The organism is Methylobacterium sp. Gmos1, assembly GCF_053764715.1.
In genome coordinates, this window is record NZ_JBSNCC010000004.1 from 299,059 (window position 1) to 313,534 (window position 14,476).

11 protein-coding genes and 2 tRNA genes are annotated in these 14,476 nt (G+C 69.9%); 4 read left to right on the top strand and 9 right to left on the bottom strand.

What is annotated here, in order from left to right; all coding sequences use genetic code 11:
- Window positions 1–28 precede the first annotated feature (28 nt).
- A complete protein-coding gene (locus ACS5PV_RS10510; RefSeq protein ID WP_455395277.1) occupies window positions 29–1,018 on the bottom strand; it encodes an ArsR/SmtB family transcription factor in 990 nt (329 codons plus the stop codon).
- A 219-nt stretch (window positions 1,019–1,237) separates the two neighbouring features.
- Here ACS5PV_RS10510 and ACS5PV_RS10515 point away from each other — a divergent pair, with 219 nt between their 5' ends.
- The 3 genes from ACS5PV_RS10515 (at window position 1,238) to ACS5PV_RS10525 (ending at window position 3,957) form a co-directional block, all read left to right on the top strand.
- Window positions 1,238–3,613, top strand: a complete 2,376-nt coding sequence (locus ACS5PV_RS10515) for a type IA DNA topoisomerase (RefSeq protein ID WP_455395278.1) — start codon at window positions 1,238–1,240, stop codon at window positions 3,611–3,613.
- Between the two features lie 108 nt (window positions 3,614–3,721).
- Window positions 3,722–3,797, top strand: a tRNA-Phe gene (locus ACS5PV_RS10520).
- An 84-nt stretch (window positions 3,798–3,881) separates the two neighbouring features.
- A tRNA-Phe gene (locus tag ACS5PV_RS10525) sits at window positions 3,882–3,957 on the top strand.
- Window positions 3,958–4,443: 486 nt separating this feature from the next.
- On the opposite strand, the gene cyoD is transcribed toward ACS5PV_RS10525, so the two are convergent.
- From cyoD to ACS5PV_RS10550, 5 genes are all read right to left on the bottom strand, one after another.
- Window positions 4,444–4,917, bottom strand: a complete 474-nt coding sequence (gene cyoD / locus ACS5PV_RS10530; protein WP_455395279.1) for a cytochrome o ubiquinol oxidase subunit IV — start codon at window positions 4,915–4,917, stop codon at window positions 4,444–4,446.
- A complete protein-coding gene (locus ACS5PV_RS10535) occupies window positions 4,914–5,609 on the bottom strand; it encodes a cytochrome c oxidase subunit 3 (protein ID WP_455395280.1) in 696 nt (231 codons plus the stop codon). Before ACS5PV_RS10535 ends, cyoD begins: the two co-directional genes overlap by 4 nt.
- Window positions 5,606–7,615, bottom strand: a complete 2,010-nt coding sequence (locus ACS5PV_RS10540; protein WP_455395281.1) for a cbb3-type cytochrome c oxidase subunit I — start codon at window positions 7,613–7,615, stop codon at window positions 5,606–5,608. The genes ACS5PV_RS10535 and ACS5PV_RS10540 overlap by 4 nt, the downstream gene beginning before the upstream one ends.
- A gap of 2 nt (window positions 7,616–7,617) precedes the next feature.
- The gene (gene cyoA, locus ACS5PV_RS10545) at window positions 7,618–8,559 is read right to left on the bottom strand and encodes a ubiquinol oxidase subunit II (protein ID WP_455395282.1); all 942 of its coding nucleotides are present in this window, start codon (window positions 8,557–8,559) and stop codon (window positions 7,618–7,620) included.
- A 245-nt stretch (window positions 8,560–8,804) separates the two neighbouring features.
- A complete protein-coding gene (locus ACS5PV_RS10550) occupies window positions 8,805–9,071 on the bottom strand; it encodes a hypothetical protein (protein WP_455395283.1) in 267 nt (88 codons plus the stop codon).
- A 95-nt stretch (window positions 9,072–9,166) separates the two neighbouring features.
- Here ACS5PV_RS10550 and ACS5PV_RS10555 point away from each other — a divergent pair, with 95 nt between their 5' ends.
- Window positions 9,167–11,497 (top strand): FdhF/YdeP family oxidoreductase, encoded by a 2,331-nt coding sequence (locus ACS5PV_RS10555; protein ID WP_455395284.1) that lies wholly within the window; start codon window positions 9,167–9,169, stop codon window positions 11,495–11,497.
- Window positions 11,498–11,616: 119 nt separating this feature from the next.
- Here ACS5PV_RS10555 and ACS5PV_RS10560 read toward each other — a convergent pair whose 3' ends face one another.
- The 3 genes from ACS5PV_RS10560 to ACS5PV_RS10570 are packed head-to-tail and all read right to left on the bottom strand — an operon-like array spanning window position 11,617 to window position 14,446.
- Window positions 11,617–12,462: an ABC transporter permease gene (locus tag ACS5PV_RS10560; RefSeq protein WP_455395285.1), complete on the bottom strand. Its 846-nt coding sequence runs from the start codon at window positions 12,460–12,462 to the stop codon at window positions 11,617–11,619.
- A complete protein-coding gene (locus ACS5PV_RS10565) occupies window positions 12,459–13,382 on the bottom strand; it encodes an ABC transporter permease (protein ID WP_455395286.1) in 924 nt (307 codons plus the stop codon). The genes ACS5PV_RS10560 and ACS5PV_RS10565 overlap by 4 nt, the downstream gene beginning before the upstream one ends.
- Window positions 13,379–14,446, bottom strand: a complete 1,068-nt coding sequence (locus ACS5PV_RS10570; protein WP_455395287.1) for an ABC transporter ATP-binding protein — start codon at window positions 14,444–14,446, stop codon at window positions 13,379–13,381. The genes ACS5PV_RS10565 and ACS5PV_RS10570 overlap by 4 nt, the downstream gene beginning before the upstream one ends.
- Window positions 14,447–14,476 lie beyond the last annotated feature (30 nt).

Genomic DNA, 14,476 nt, shown 5'->3' on the forward strand with positions numbered 1-14,476 from the left:
CGGGCGAAAGGGCGAAAAGATCGGATCGTCAGGCGACGGCGCGGTCGGGCAGGCCGGCGGCCGCCTCCGGGTGATGGGCGAGCCACAGCGTGACGGTGAGCTGGTGCTCCGCAGCCCCGGAGGGCGCGAGGTGGCGCAGCCGCACGTCGGTGAGACCGGCCTCGGAGAGCCAGCCCGCGACCTGCTCGGGCGCGAATCCGAGGCGGCGATGCGCCTCGTCCGCGCGGAGGAATTCCAGGCTGTGGGGCGCGAAATCGACCACGAGGAGGCGGCCGCCGGGCGCGACGAGGCGGGCAGCCTCGCGTAGCGCCCGGGCCGGATCGTCGAGGTAGTGCAGCACCTGGTGGATCAGCACGAGGTCGAAGCTCGCCCGGCCGAAGGGCGGCGCGTGGATGTCGCCCTGGCGCAGGTCGATCCGGGTCAGGCCCTGGCGCTCCAGGTTGGCGCGGGCGACCGACAGCATGGCGTGGTTGGCATCCAGCCCCGTCGCCCGGGCGGCGCGGGGTGCGAGCAGCCCGAGCATCCGCCCGGTGCCGGTGCCGAGATCGACGAGGCTGCCGATCGGACCTCCCCCGAGCACGTCGAGCACCGCCGCCTCGACGGTGGCCTCCGGCACGTGGAGCGAGCGCACCCGGTCCCATTGCGGCGCCAGCCGCGCGAAGAAGTTTTGCGCGGCTTCGGCGCGCTGGGCCCGCACCGCCTGGAGCCGGGCCCGGTCCTCGGAGAGCGGCGGTGCGGCGGTGTCGAGCGCCGCGACGAGCGGGGCCACCAGCCCGGACACGCCCTCGCGCAGGCGGAAGAACGCCCAGGCGCCCTCGCGGTGGCGCACCACCAGCCCGGCCTCGACCAGCAGCTTGAGGTGGCGCGAGATCCGGGGCTGCGACTGGCCGAGGATGTCGGTGAGGTCGGAGACCGACAACTCGCCCTCACCGAGCAGCACCAGGATGCGCAGGCGCGTCTCCTCCGCCGCGGCGCGCAGCACGCCCAGGGCGTCGGCGAAGGGGACGGTGGCGGTCATCGCTGGGGGCTCCTCGCCTCCGACTTCAAACATAAAGATATCTTTATGTGAGGAATGCCGAGGGCGCAAGCGGTGTTCAGGCGTCGAGCGCGGGAAATGCGCCCGGGCGGTTTCGCCGAGCCGAAACCGCGGGCGTCGACCGTTGACCGCACCGGTGGCACTCCGGTATGTTCCCGCTTCGTTCGGGCTCATCCGCCCGTCCAGGAGCGTCCCGCTGCCATGGCGCAGGCCACCTCCGCCGGCAGATCCTCTTCCGGCAAGACGTTGTTCTTCTTCGAGAAGCCCTCGGCGATGCGCCAGGTGCAGCGGTTCTTCCGCTCGCCCAGCACGGTCTGCGTCGCCGCCGAGGGGCATCTCCTGGAGGTCGCCGAGCCCGGGGAGATCCGGCCGGACTGGAAGCCCTGGCGCTTCGAGGCGCTGCCGATCGCGATGGAGCGCCTGCCGGTCGCCCCCGGCCACGGGCGCTCGGGCCAGTCGCACGCGCCGAAGCTCGCGGCGATCCGCCAGGCGCTGGACGGGGTCGAGCGGGTGATCATCGCCACCGATCCGGGCCGCGAGGGCTCGATGATCGCCTGGGAGGTGCTGGAGCATCTCGGCTGGCGCGGCCGGGTCGACCGCCTGCGCCTCGGGGCGCTCGACGAGATCTCGATCCGCCGCGCCTTCGGGCTGCTGGCGCACGAGGACGATTCCGGCGAGCGCGACTACGCCGCCTATCTCGAGGCCCTGTGCCGACAGTACGAGGACTGGCATCTCGGCCTCAACGGCACGCGGGCGGTGTCCTTGCGCCTGCGCCCGCCGGCCTTCCGCGAGCCCTGGCGCTTCGGCGGGGTGCAGACGCCGACGCTGGCGATCCTCGCCGATCTCGAGGAGCGCATCCGCACCTTCGTGCCGCGCGACTTCTACAAGATCGCCATGCCGGTGACGACTGAGAGCGGGGCCGGCCTGACGCTGTGGCACGCGCCGAAGGAGAAGATCTTCGAACTCAAGGACGCCGAGACGATCCGCGACGCGGCCGAGGGCTGGGCCGGCCCGCTCGCGGTGGTGCAGAAGGACGTGCGGCGGGCACCGCCCAAGCTGTTCTCGAAGGACACCCTGGCGCGTGCCTGCGCCAAGCGCTTCGGCTGGGACCCGCAAGCGACGGCGCGCCACGCGCAGGCGCTCTACGACAAGGGCTATCTCACCTATCCCCGCACCGAATCGATCCACCTGCCGGAGTCGCAAGCCAAGGACGCCGGCGCGGTGCTCGCGGCGATCGCGACCGCCGACACGACCATCGCCGCCCACGTCCCGGCGACGCCGCAGATCCGCCGCGGGCCGAAGGGCCACTACGTCAAGGATCCGGGCGAGCACCACGCCATCGTGCCGTTGCGCAAGGTGCCGGGGCCCGGCGACGTCGCGCCCGACGCGCAGAAGCTGTGGCTGCTCGTGGCAAAGAACTTCCTCGCCGCGCACATGGCCGACGGGATCGACGCCCGCACCACGGTCACGGCCGAGGTCCCGACGCCGCTAGGCCAGAAGCGCTTCGTCATCACCGGCAGCGTGGTGAAGGTGCCGGGCTGGCGCGCCCTCTACGGCACCGAGGCCGACGAGGACGATGTCGTGCCCGGCAAGGCCAAGGCCGACGACGAGCCGACCACCGGCCGCCTGCCGCCGGTGCGCGACGGCGAGGCCGGCACCGGGGCTGAGCCCACGATCGAGACCGCCCGAACCGAGCCGCCGCGGCGCATCACCCGGGGCGAGTTGCCGGTGGTGATGGGCCGGCTGATCGACCAGGTCGAGGACCCGGCCCTGAAGCGGGCACTGGAGAACCCCGCCAACCCGACCGAGCCGAAGGGCCTCGGTACCGCCGCCACCCGCGACGCGGTGCTGCCGAAGCTGATGAAGAGCCACTACGTCACGCTTCTGAAGGGCAAGGACCCGGCGATCACCGTGACGGAGGTCGGCCTCGCCTTCGTCGCCGCGGTGCGCCGGGTGTTCCCGGCCTACGGCGACCCGGTCGGGCGGGCGGTGTTCGAATCGGAATTGGCCGAGATCGGCCGGGCGACGACGAAGGCGGAGGCCCTGCGCCGGGCGAACGCCTTTCGCCAGCGCACCCGCGAGCGGGTCGAGGCGCTGATCGGCGCGGTCTCGGGCGCCGAGCGCCTGGAGGTCGAGGGCGAGGCGCCGCCCCGCAGCGGCCGCGCGCCGACCGCCGCGATGGTGTCGTTCGCGAAGTCCCTCGCCGCCCGCAAGGGCATCCCCCTCCCCCCGGAAGCGACGCGCGACGCCGGCGCTTGCCGGGTATTCCTCAACACCCATGCCGGACCGAAACTTGCCCCGACCGGCGAGGGCGGCACCCGCCCGCCGACCCCGGCGATGCTGCGCTTCGCCGCCTCGCTCGCCCGCGAGAAGCGCCTGGAGGCGCTGCCGCCCGAGATCGAGACCGACTTTGCCGCCTGCCGCGCCTTCCTCGACGCCCATGCGGGCGGCGGCGAGGCCAAGGCGGGGAAGGCCGCGCCCGCCCGCGAGGCCCCGGCGAAGAAGGCCCGCCGCCCCCGCGCCACCGCGAGCCCGGCACGGGCGCCGCGCCGTCGCCGAACTGCCGCCGGCCCGTGAGGCGAGCGCCGGCAAACAATCGCCCGCGCGCCCGCACGAGACGGCTGGACAGGCGATCCGAGCGTCTCTATACCGCCGCTCAACGCCGCTGCCCCAGGCAGCCGGCGGGCCCGGGTAGCTCAGTTGGTAGAGCATGCGACTGAAAATCGCAGTGTCGGCGGTTCGACTCCGTCCCCGGGCACCACTTCCTTATCCTCGGTAAGGGTGGTGCCGTCCTGACGTCAGGACGATCTCTGGTGCTTGGACCGTCGCCTCGCGCGGCCGGTGCGCCCGGGTAGCTCAGTTGGTAGAGCATGCGACTGAAAATCGCAGTGTCGGCGGTTCGACTCCGTCCCCGGGCACCATTTCTTTTCTGAAATAGTCTGGCGGCTTCATTGGCATTTCCGAGATTGATTGCAATCTCCGCCAATCGACTACTGACAGGCATTCCTCGACGCAATTCACATCCTCCGCATCATTCCGGGGCCGCGCAGCGGAGCCCGGAATCCAGATACGCAGGTGTAGAAGGATGTGTCATACGACTTCCGAATGATCGCTTCGCGATGCGGAAGTCGGCTCCGCTCAGGCGCCGCGCGGGCTAGCGATAAGAGATCCGGAAGCAGTCTTCCGGATCTCTTATCAGAACCGATCCGCTTTCTTCTTCATCGACTGCGACTCTGGATTACAGGCTCCGCTGCGCGGCCCCGGAATGACGCGGTCTGTGATAGACATCGCTCTGAGCCTGAGTGCACTTTTCAAGCATCCCACTTCCCACTCATGACCTCATCCTGAGATCGCTGGCGGGAAGAAGCGGATCGTGGCGCCGCTACCCTACAACGACCGCTCACTCTTCAATGATGCCCGCCACTCCCATGCTGCATCGGCACCCCTCGCTGCGGCTCCGGCTGCAACGGCACCCCCTTCTGCAACGGCATCCGCACCCCGCCCTCGACCGGCGCCATCATGTTGTAGTTCATGTGGTGCATGATCCACACCGACCCGCCGAACAGCAGAAAGACGATCAGCACGCCGAAGGCCAGCGCCATGATGTTGTTGGTGTTGTCGGGTCCGCTGGTGAGGTGGAGGAAGAACACCAAGTGCACGCCCATCTGGGCGATGGCGAAGGTGAGGAGCGCGACGGGAATCGCCGGGACCCACATGATCTTGGTCTGCGCGACCCAGAACGAGGCGGCGGTGAGAAGCAGCGCCAGCGCGAGCCCGATCAGGTAGCTGCGCAAGCCCGTGCCGAATTCCTCGTGGGCGTACTCTTCGCCGGGGGCAAGGTCGGCATGCGCCCGGTCATGGGCGTCCCGGGTGTGGCTCATGCGGCGGACCCCATCAGGTAGACGACCGTGAAGACGGCGACCCAGACGATGTCGAGGGCGTGCCAGAACAGCGAGAAGCACATCACCCGGCGCAGGATGTCGGGTCGGAACCCCTTGGCGAAGACCTGCGCCATCATGGTGAGCAGCCAGAGCAGCCCGACCGTGACGTGCAGGCCGTGGCAACCGACGACGGTGAAGAAAGCCGACAGGAAGGCGCTGCGGGTCGGGCCGGCATCGCGGGCGAAGAGGTCGCTGAACTCGCGCAGTTCCAGCGCCAGGAATCCGGCGCCGAGCAGGAAGGTCGCCGCCATCGCGGCCTGGAAGGCGAAGGGGCGGCGGGCGTCGAGCGCCAGGGTGGCGATGCCGCAGGCGAAGCTCGAGAACAGGAGGAGGACCGTCTCGATCGCCACGTTGGTGACGTCGAACAGCTCCGCAGGGCCGGGCCCGCCGGCCGTGCCGCCCCACAGCACCGCGTAGGCCGCGAAGAACGCGGCGAACATCACGATGTCGCTGAGCAGGAAGATCCAGAAGCCGTAAGCAACGACGATGCGCTTCGGCGCCGGCCCGCCGATGCCGCGCCCGGTGGCGCGGGTCTCGCCCTCCCCCCGCGCGTGGTGGCCGAGATGGTTGGGGTCGCGCCGGATCGGCACGACGTCCGAACCGGTCCCCGGGATGGCCGCGGAGTGGCTCATGCGGCCTCCTTGCGGCGGGCCTGCTGCAGCGCCTCGAGGCGGCTCGCGCGGTTCTCGCGGTTGATACGGGCGACGGCGTCCGCCGGGATCTCGTACTCGACCCGGTCACGCCAGGCGAAGACCACGAAGGTGGCGAAGGCACCCGCGAGCCCGAGCGCGGCGAGCCACCAGATGTACCAGATCATCGCGAAGCCCACGAGGGTGGCGAAGAAGGCGCAGACGACGCCGGTCGGGCTGTTCAACGGCATCTCGACCGGCTCGTAATCCGGCTCCTCGCGCAGCCGCGCCTGCTCGCGGGCGCGCTGCTTGATCGCCCAGTACGCCTCCTCGCCCTCGACGTGGGGCATCACCGCGAAGTTGAACGAGGGCGGCGGCGAGGCGGTGGCCCATTCGAGCGAGCGGCCGTCCCACGGATCGCCGGTCGCGTCGCGCAAGGACTCGCGGCGGCGGATGCTGACGACGAGCTGCACCACCTGGCAGACCACGCCCGCCACCATCACGACGACGCCGAGGCTCGCCGCCACGATCCACGGATACCACTCGGCGACGGAGAAGTGCTGCAAGCGCCGCGTCATGCCCATCAGGCCGACGACGTAGAGCGGCGTGAACACCCAGACGTAGCCGACGAGGGAGAACCAGAACGCCGCCTTGCCCCACCACTCGTCGAGGGTGAAGCCGAAGGCCTTCGGGAACCAGTAGGTGTAGCCGGCGAACGCCGCGAACACGACCGCGCTGACGATGACGTTGTGGAAGTGCGCGACCAGGAACAGCGAGTTGTGCAAGACGAAGTCGGCCGGCGGGATCGCCAGCAGCACGCCGGTGGCGCCGCCGACCACGAAGGTGACGAGGAAGGCCACCGACCACAGCATCGGGGTCGTGAACCGCACCCGCCCGCCATACATCGTGAACATCCAGTCGAAGATCTTCACCCCCGTCGGTACCGCGATGATCATCGAGGTGATGCCGAACACGCCGTTGACGTCGCCGCCCGGCCCCATGGTGAAGAAGTGGTGCAGCCAGACCGTGAACGAGAGCAGGCAGATGGCGAGCGTCGCCCAGACCATCGAGCGGTAGGCGAAGAGCGGTTTCCCTGAGAAGGTCGAGATGACTTCCGAGAACACGCCGTAGGCCGGCAGCGCCAGGATGTAGACCTCGGGGTGACCCCAGCACCAGAACAGGTTCATGAACAGCATCGAGTTGCCGCCGGCCTCGTCGGTGAAGAAGTGGAAGCCGAGGTAGCGGTCGAGGGTCAGCATCGCGAGGGTCGCGGTCAGGATCGGGAAGGCTGCGACGATGAGGAGGTTGGAGGCGAGCGCGGTCCAGCAGAACATCGGCATGCGCAGGTAGCTCATGCCCGGCGCCCGCATCTTGAGGATGGTGGTGACGAGGTTGACCCCCGACATCAGCGTGCCGACGCCCGAGATCTGGATCGCCCAGAGATAGTAGTCGACGCCGACCCCGGGCGAGTACGTGGTCTCCGACAGCGGCGGCGACGGCCACCATCCGGTACGGGCGAACTCGCCCACCACCAACGAGACGTTGACGAGGAGCGCGCCGCTCGCGGTGAGCCAGAAGCTGACCGAGTTGAGGGTCGGGAAGGCGACGTCGCGCACGCCGAGCTGCAACGGCACGACGAAGTTCATCAGCCCGATCATGAACGGCATCGCGCCGAAGAAGATCATGATCGTGCCATGCGCCGAAAAGATCTGGTCGTAATGCTCCGGCGGCAGGTAGCCCGGGGCGTTGTAGGCCAGCGCCTGGTGCGAGCGCATCAGCACCGCGTCGGAGAAGCCGCGGATCAGCATGACGAGCCCGAGGAGCACGTACATCACGCCGATGCGCTTGTGGTCGACGGATGTGATCCACTCGCGCCACAGGTACGGCAGCCAGCCGGCAACCGCCACCCAGGCGATGACGCCGAGGACGACGAGGCCCACCAGGGCCGCGGCGACGAGGGGGATCGGCTGGTCGAACGGAATCGCCGACCAGGTCAGCTTGCCGAGCATGCTCACGAGCCCCCTTTGGGTTTGACGTTCGCCGGGGCGCCGTTGTCGCCCTCCCGGCCCGGGCCGGGGCCCTTCGGGATGGTCTGGTCGACGATGCGGGCAAATAGGTCCGGCTCGACGCTGCCATAGGTGACGGGCGTGTCGGCGACGCTCTGCTTGGCGAGTTCGCCGTAGGCCGGGGTGTCGAGGGGCGGACCGGCCTTGGCGCGCTGGATCCAGTCGGTGAAGGCGCCGTCCGGCACGATTCGGGCCGGGAACTGCATGTGCGGGAAGCCGTCGCCGCTGAAATGCGTCGACAGGCCGTGCAGCGTCGCCTCCTGGTCACCCATCAGGTTGAGCTGCGAGGTCATGCCCCGCATCGTGTAGATCATGCTGCCGAGCCGCGGCACGAAGAACGAGTTCCAGACGCTGCTCGACGTCAGAATGAACTGCACCGGGGTATTCACCGGCATGACGAGCTCGTTGACCGAGGCGACCTGCTGCTCGGGATAGATGAACAGCCACTTCCAATCGAGCGACACCACCTGCACCCGCAAGGGCGGCTTGTCGGACGGGAGCGGCACCGCCGGATCGAGCCGGTGCGCGCCGATCCACGCGATGCCGCCGAGGAACACGATGGTGAGGAACGGCACCGACCAGACCACGAGCTCGATCTTGCCCGAGAACGCCCAGTCCGGCCGGTAGCGCGCCTTCGTGTTCGAGGCGCGAAACCACCAGGCGAAGACCAGCGTGCCGACCATGGTCGGCAGGATGATCGCCAGCATGATGATCGAGGCGACGATCAGGATGTTGGCCTCGTCGGCGCCGACCGGGCCCTTGGCGTTGAGCAGGTTCATCTGGCAGCCGGACAGGGCGAGGCCGGCGGCGGCGACGATCGCGAGGCGGGGGAAAGCGGCGCGGCTCTTCGCACTCCGCCCTGGCGGCCGGGCTGCGTTCCGCCTCATCGGCGCGACGCTGCGACAGGCACGACCAAAGACTTGACGAGACCGTCTCGTGGCTGGCTGCGGTGCATACGGCCCTCCAGCGTATCCGATCGATCAACATCGTGTCGATCGGACCATCTATCCTCGTTGTGCCGTCGAAAGCGCCCGCCATGCACTGACGCATGTTAAGATCGGATGGATCGAAGCGCGGTAACTCCGGATCTTTGCCGGCGACAGACTGACGATCCCTCACCCGTGACTTTGACCTATGTGGTTGTCCAGGTCTCGGAAGCGCCGTCCTGTCGGGGCAACCGGCGCGGCCAGCGCGCCACCGCCAGGGCGAGGCCGAGTCCAGCGACGAGCCCGGCGGCCAGGAGAGGATTGCGGCGCGCGCCGATGACCACCCGCTCGATTCCCGCCTCGACCGTACCCGCCGCGTTGGCGAGCCCCGGCACCACCACCTGGTCGAGGATGCGCTTAGGTCCCGACGGGCCGGGAGGCTGCTCCAGCATGTAGTCGCGGGTCACGAGCATCGGCGTCGCTCCAGGATCTGTCGCATCCTAAGAGCTAACACGACGGATCCCGCCCTCCCCTATCATCCATCAACCCGAACCAGCGGAGCCGAGGAATGGCGAGATCCAGAGCAAGGCGCGTCTCGCTCAAGCCGTATGCGGGCCCGGCGGGGGGCTGGGGCTCGGCCCGCTCGGTCGGCAACATCCTGGCGCGCGAGAACGTGCTGGCGAGTGGCGCGCTGCTGCTGACCCGCCACAACAAGGTCGACGGCTTCCAGTGCGTCGGCTGCGCCTGGGTGAAGCCGGCCCAGCCGTTGCCGTTCGAGTTCTGCGAGAACGGCGCCAAGACGGTGGCCTGGGAGATCACCAACCACCGCTGCGGCCCCGAGTTCTTCGCAAAACATACTGTCTCCGAGCTGCGCGACTGGGACGATTACCACCTGGAGCAGCCCGGCCGCCTCACCCACCCGATGCGCTACGACCCCGGGACCGACAAGTACCGCCCGGTCTCGTGGGCGGCGGCCCTCGACGAGATCGCGAGCGAATTGCGCGCGAGCCGCGCCCGCGACCCGAAGCGGGCGGTGTTCTACTCGTCGGGCCGCTGCTCGAACGAGGCGAGCTACCTCTACGGGCTGTTCGCCCGGCTCTACGGCAACAACAACCTACCGGATTCCTCGAACCTCTGCCACGAGACGACCTCGGTGGCGCTGCCCGAGAGCATCGGCCAACCGGTCGGCAGCGTGTCGCTGGCCGATTGGGGCCACACCGACTGCATCCTGTTCTTCGGCCAGAACCCGGGCAGCAACAGCCCGCGCATGCTCCACCCGCTGCAGGAGGCGAGCGAGCGCGGCGTGCCGATCATCACCTACAACCCCTTGCGCGAGCGGGGGCTGGAGCGCTTCACCAACCCGCAATCGCCGACCGAGATGCTGACCTGGCACGAGACACGGATCAGCTCGCAGTACCACCAGGTGAAGGCCGGCGGCGACCTCGCGGCGCTCACCGGCATCTGCAAGGCGGTGCTGGAGATCGGCGATCTCGACGACGGCTTCATCGCCGAGCACACAAACGGCTTCGAGACCTTCGCCGCGTGGCTGCGCGCCCAGGATTGGGCCGAGCTGGAGCGCCGCGCCGGCCTGCCGCGGGCCGCCATGGAGGCGACGGCGGCGGTCTACGCCCGGTCGCGGGCGGTGATCGGCGTCTACGGTATGGGGCTGACGCAGCACCGCGCCGGGGTCGAGACGGTGCAGATGCTGGCGAACCTCCTCCTGATGCGCGGCAACATCGGCCGCAGCGGCGCCGGCATCTGCCCGGTGCGCGGGCATTCCAACGTCCAGGGCCAGCGCACCATGGGCGTCACCGAGAAGCCCGAGCTGGTGCCCCTCGATCGGCTGGCGCGGCAATACGGGTTCTCGCCGCCGCGGGAGGCGGGCTACACCAGCGTGGAGGCGTGCGAGGCGGTTCTCAGGGGCGAGGTCGATTGCTTCGTCGAGCTCGGCGGCAACTTCGTGCGCGCGGTGCCGGACCGCAGCCGCGTCGAGCCGGCCTGGCGGGGCTTGAGGCTGACCGTCAACGCCATCACCAAGCTCAACCGCACGGCTTTGGTCCCGGGCGAGATCTCCTACATCCTGCCGGTGCTCGGGCGGATCGAGACCGACCGCCAGGCGACTGGGATCCAGTCCCTGTCGATGGAGGACACGACCGGCTGCATCCACGGCTCGCGCGGGATGCGCCGCCCGGCCTCGCCTCACCTCCTCAGCGAGATCCGGCTCGTTGCGGAGCTGGGAAAGCGCGTGCTGGAGCCGAACCCGCGAGTCACGTGGGACGCGTGGTGCGACGATTACCGGCTGATCCGCGCAGCGATCGGCGAGACCTACCCGGAGACGTTTTACGATTACGACCGGCGGATGTGGGAGCCCGGCGGCTTCCAGCGCGCGTTGCCGGCCTGCAAGCGCCAGTGGCACACGAAGACCGGCAAGGCCAACTTCGTCACCCCGACGGGCCTCGACGAGGACGACGACATGCCCGGGGACGGCCCCGGCGTGCTGCGGATGATGACGTTGCGCAGCAACGACCAGTTCAACACCACGGTATTCGGCTACGACGACCGCTTCCGCGGCATCAAGGGCACCCGCGACGTGCTGCTGATGAACCGCCTCGACATCGACCGGCTCGGCCTCGCCGACGGGGCGATGGTGCGGGTGGAGACGGTGGCCGACGATGGCGTGCGGCGCGAGCTGCCGGGCTTGCGGATCGTCGCGTACGACATCCCCCTCGGCTGCGTCGGCGCCTACTACCCGGAGGCGAACGTGCTCCTGCCGCTCTGGCACTACGCGGTCGGCAGCATGACCCCGGCGGCGAAGTCGATTCCGGTGCGGGTGCACGCGATGGACGGCGACGCGGCCCGGACCCGGGACGGGCGGCCGCGGGCGAGCCTGCACCCGTGAGAAGGCGGGCGGTCCGCCCATCCTCCGGCGTCATCCCGGATCCCCGCCGTCGGCCCGCCCCGGGATGAGGCACGGGATCCTGATCGAACCGCTCGACCGTCGCGCGATCGACCCGGCGGTCAATGCGCTCCCTGCTGCTGCTTGGCCCGCGCGACGATCTGCGTCGGGTTGACGAAGCGCAGCGCGATCACCAGCCAGACCAGGGTGACGGCCATGTACACCACCGCCATCGCGTCGATCGACTGCCCGGCGCGGACGCCGGCGGCGAAGACCGCGTAGTAGAGCGCGACGACGAGCGTCTGGCTCGTCGGCCCGGCGACCAGGAAGGTCAGCTCGAACATCGCGATGGTGCGCACCAGCACCAGAAGAAGGGCGGCGAGGATGCCGGGGACGAGGAGCGGCAGGAGGATCCGCCAGAAGAGCTGGCGCGTGCCGGCGCCGAACACCCGGGCCGCCGCCTCGATGCGCGGGTCGATCTGCTCGATGAACGGGATCATCACCAGGACCACGAAGGGCACGCTCGGCACGAGGTTGGCGAGCACCACGCCCCACAGCGTGCCGGCGAGTCCCGCCCGGTAGAGAACGGTGGCGAGCGGGATGCCGTAGGTGATCGGCGGCACGAGCAGCGGCAGCAGGAAGACCAGCATCACCAGCCGCTTGCCCGGGAAGTCGCGGCGCGCGAGCGCGTAGGCGGCCGTGACCCCGAGGAGCCCGGAGAGGAAGACCACCAGGAACACCACCTGGAGCGTCACCACCAGCACGTCGCCGAGCTGGAACTCGTCCCAGGCCGCGGAATACCAGCGGGTGGTGAGGCCGAGCGGCAGCCAGGTGCCGAGCCAGCGCGTGGCGAAGGAGTTGAGCACCACCGCGGCGATCATCGCCAGGAGGTTGAGGCAGAACAGCAGCGTGACGGCCCACACCGCCATCCGCCACAGGCGCGAGGACAGGCCGGTGTCGCGGATCATCCCTTGGTGCCTCCGACGGGGCCGGTATAGAGGAGCGTGCGCCCCCAGAGCAGCAGGCCGACGATGGCGAGCTGGACCGCCGCCATGATCATCGCGATCGCGGAAGCGAGCGAGTAGTCGTACTCCTCGAACGCCGCCTGGTAGGCGGCGATCGAGATCACCCGCGTGGCGCCGGCCGGCGCGCCGAGGAGCACCGCCGACGGGAACACCGAGAAGGCCTGGACGAAGGACAGGCAGAAGGTCACGGCGAGGCCCGGCAGGATCAGGGGCAGGATCACCCGCGTGAAGCGCTGCCAGGCATTGGCGCCGTGCGTCGCCGCCGCCTGCTCGAGCGCCGGATCGATGCCGGTGACGGAGGAGAGCGTCAGCAGGAACGCGAACGGGAAGCCGGTGATGAGGAGCGAGGCGAAGACGCCCCAGTAGTTGTTGGTGAGCTTGAGCGGACCGCCGATCAGCCCGAGCCAGACGAGCGAGCGGTTGAACCACCCCTGCGGCCCGAGGAAGTTGAGGAGCCCTTCGGCGACCAGCACCGTGCCGAGCGTGATCGGCAGGACCAGGATGGTGGTGAGCAGGCGCTGGCTGCGCATGAGCCGCACCCGCAACGCGATCGGCACCGCCAGCGCCAGGTTGAGCAGCGTGACGGGGAGCGCGAGGCGCAGGGTGGCGGCGATGGTGTCGTAGAGGAACGGGTCGGAGAAGAAGCGGGCGTAGTTCGCCCACCAGGCCCCGGCCTTCGGTTGCAGCGACAGCACCAGCCCGTAGGCGAAGGGGTAGACGAACAGCCCGAGGATCGCCAGCAGCGCCGGCAGCACCAGGAGCGTGGTGCCGTCGAGCCCGCGCGCGGCGAGCCTCACCGAGAGCGGCGGCGTCTCGGACCGCGCCGCGGCCGGCGCGGTACCGGGGAGCGAGGCCGAGGTCACGCGGCCTCCCCGGGAAACACCAGGACCCGGGGCGAGGCGGCGGCGAGGCGAAGAACCTCGTCCTGCGCCACCAACCGGTCGGAGCGGAAGAACAGCTCGGTCCCGTCCTGCGCCACGGCGGTGCCGAAGAAGGCCCGGCCGCGATACTCGATGCTCGCGACCCGGACCGGCACGCCCTCGGGGGCCGGCGTCAGGTCCTCCGGGCGGATCGCCGCGACCGCCGGCGCGCCGGGGCTGACGCGCTCGCGCAAGGTGCCGGCGAGGCGGGTGCCGCAGACCTCGACCTCGGCCCGCTCGCCGTCGACCGCGACCGTCCGGCCGCGCAGGCGATTGCGAAACCCCATGAAGTCGGCGACGTCGGGGTGCGCGGGCCGCTCGTAGAGGTCCTCCGGCGTGCCGACCTGGCGGATGCGCCCGTCGCGCATCACCACGATCCGGTCGGCCATCGACAGGGCCTCGTCCTGGTCGTGGGTGACGTAGATCGTGGTCGAGCCGATGGCGTCGTGGATGCGGCGGATCTCGGCCCGCATCTCGAGCCGCAGCTTGGCGTCGAGGTTCGACAGGGGCTCGTCCATCAGCACCACCGGCGGCTCGATCACGATCGCCCGGGCGATCGCGACGCGCTGCTGCTGGCCGCCGGACATCTGGCCCGGGAGCTTTCCGGCCTGCGATTGCAGCCGCACCAGCGCCAGCGCGTCGTCGACCCGGCGCGCCGCCGCCTCGCCCTTGATGCCCCGCATGGCGAGGCCGAAGCCGACGTTCTTCGCCACGTTCATGTGCGGGAACAGCGCGTAGCTCTGGAAGACCATGCCGAAGCCGCGCTCCTCGGGCTTCAGCCGGTCGATGCGGCGCTCGCCGAGATGGATCGACCCGCCGGTGAGCGGCAGGAGCCCGGCGATGCAGTTGAGCGCCGTCGACTTGCCGCAGCCGGACGGCCCGAGGAGGGCGATGAACTCGCCGCCCCGGATCGTCAGGTCGAGCCCGTCGAGGGCGGTCATCGCGCCGAACCGGCGGCTCAGGCCGCTCAGCCGCAGGTCCTGCGGCGTCTCGTGATGGCGTGCCATCTCGTGTCCTCTCCTGCCGCGCGCCTCTTC

Excerpts from the sequence above, each read along its gene's own strand:
- ACS5PV_RS10550 (WP_455395283.1), bottom strand. The coding sequence starts at position 9,071 with ATGCTCGTGACCCGCGACTACATGCTGGAGCAGCCTCCCGGCCCGTCG.
- ACS5PV_RS10515 (WP_455395278.1), top strand. The coding sequence starts at position 1,238 with ATGGCGCAGGCCACCTCCGCCGGCAGATCCTCTTCCGGCAAGACGTTG.
- ACS5PV_RS10570 (WP_455395287.1), bottom strand. The coding sequence starts at position 14,446 with ATGGCACGCCATCACGAGACGCCGCAGGACCTGCGGCTGAGCGGCCTG.
- cyoD (WP_455395279.1), bottom strand. The coding sequence starts at position 4,917 with ATGAGCCACACCCGGGACGCCCATGACCGGGCGCATGCCGACCTTGCC.
- ACS5PV_RS10540 (WP_455395281.1), bottom strand. The coding sequence starts at position 7,615 with ATGCTCGGCAAGCTGACCTGGTCGGCGATTCCGTTCGACCAGCCGATC.
- cyoA (WP_455395282.1), bottom strand. The coding sequence starts at position 8,559 with ATGAGGCGGAACGCAGCCCGGCCGCCAGGGCGGAGTGCGAAGAGCCGC.
- ACS5PV_RS10535 (WP_455395280.1), bottom strand. The coding sequence starts at position 5,609 with ATGAGCCACTCCGCGGCCATCCCGGGGACCGGTTCGGACGTCGTGCCG.
- ACS5PV_RS10555 (WP_455395284.1), top strand. The coding sequence starts at position 9,167 with ATGGCGAGATCCAGAGCAAGGCGCGTCTCGCTCAAGCCGTATGCGGGC.
- ACS5PV_RS10510 (WP_455395277.1), bottom strand. The coding sequence starts at position 1,018 with ATGACCGCCACCGTCCCCTTCGCCGACGCCCTGGGCGTGCTGCGCGCC.
- ACS5PV_RS10560 (WP_455395285.1), bottom strand. The coding sequence starts at position 12,462 with ATGATCCGCGACACCGGCCTGTCCTCGCGCCTGTGGCGGATGGCGGTG.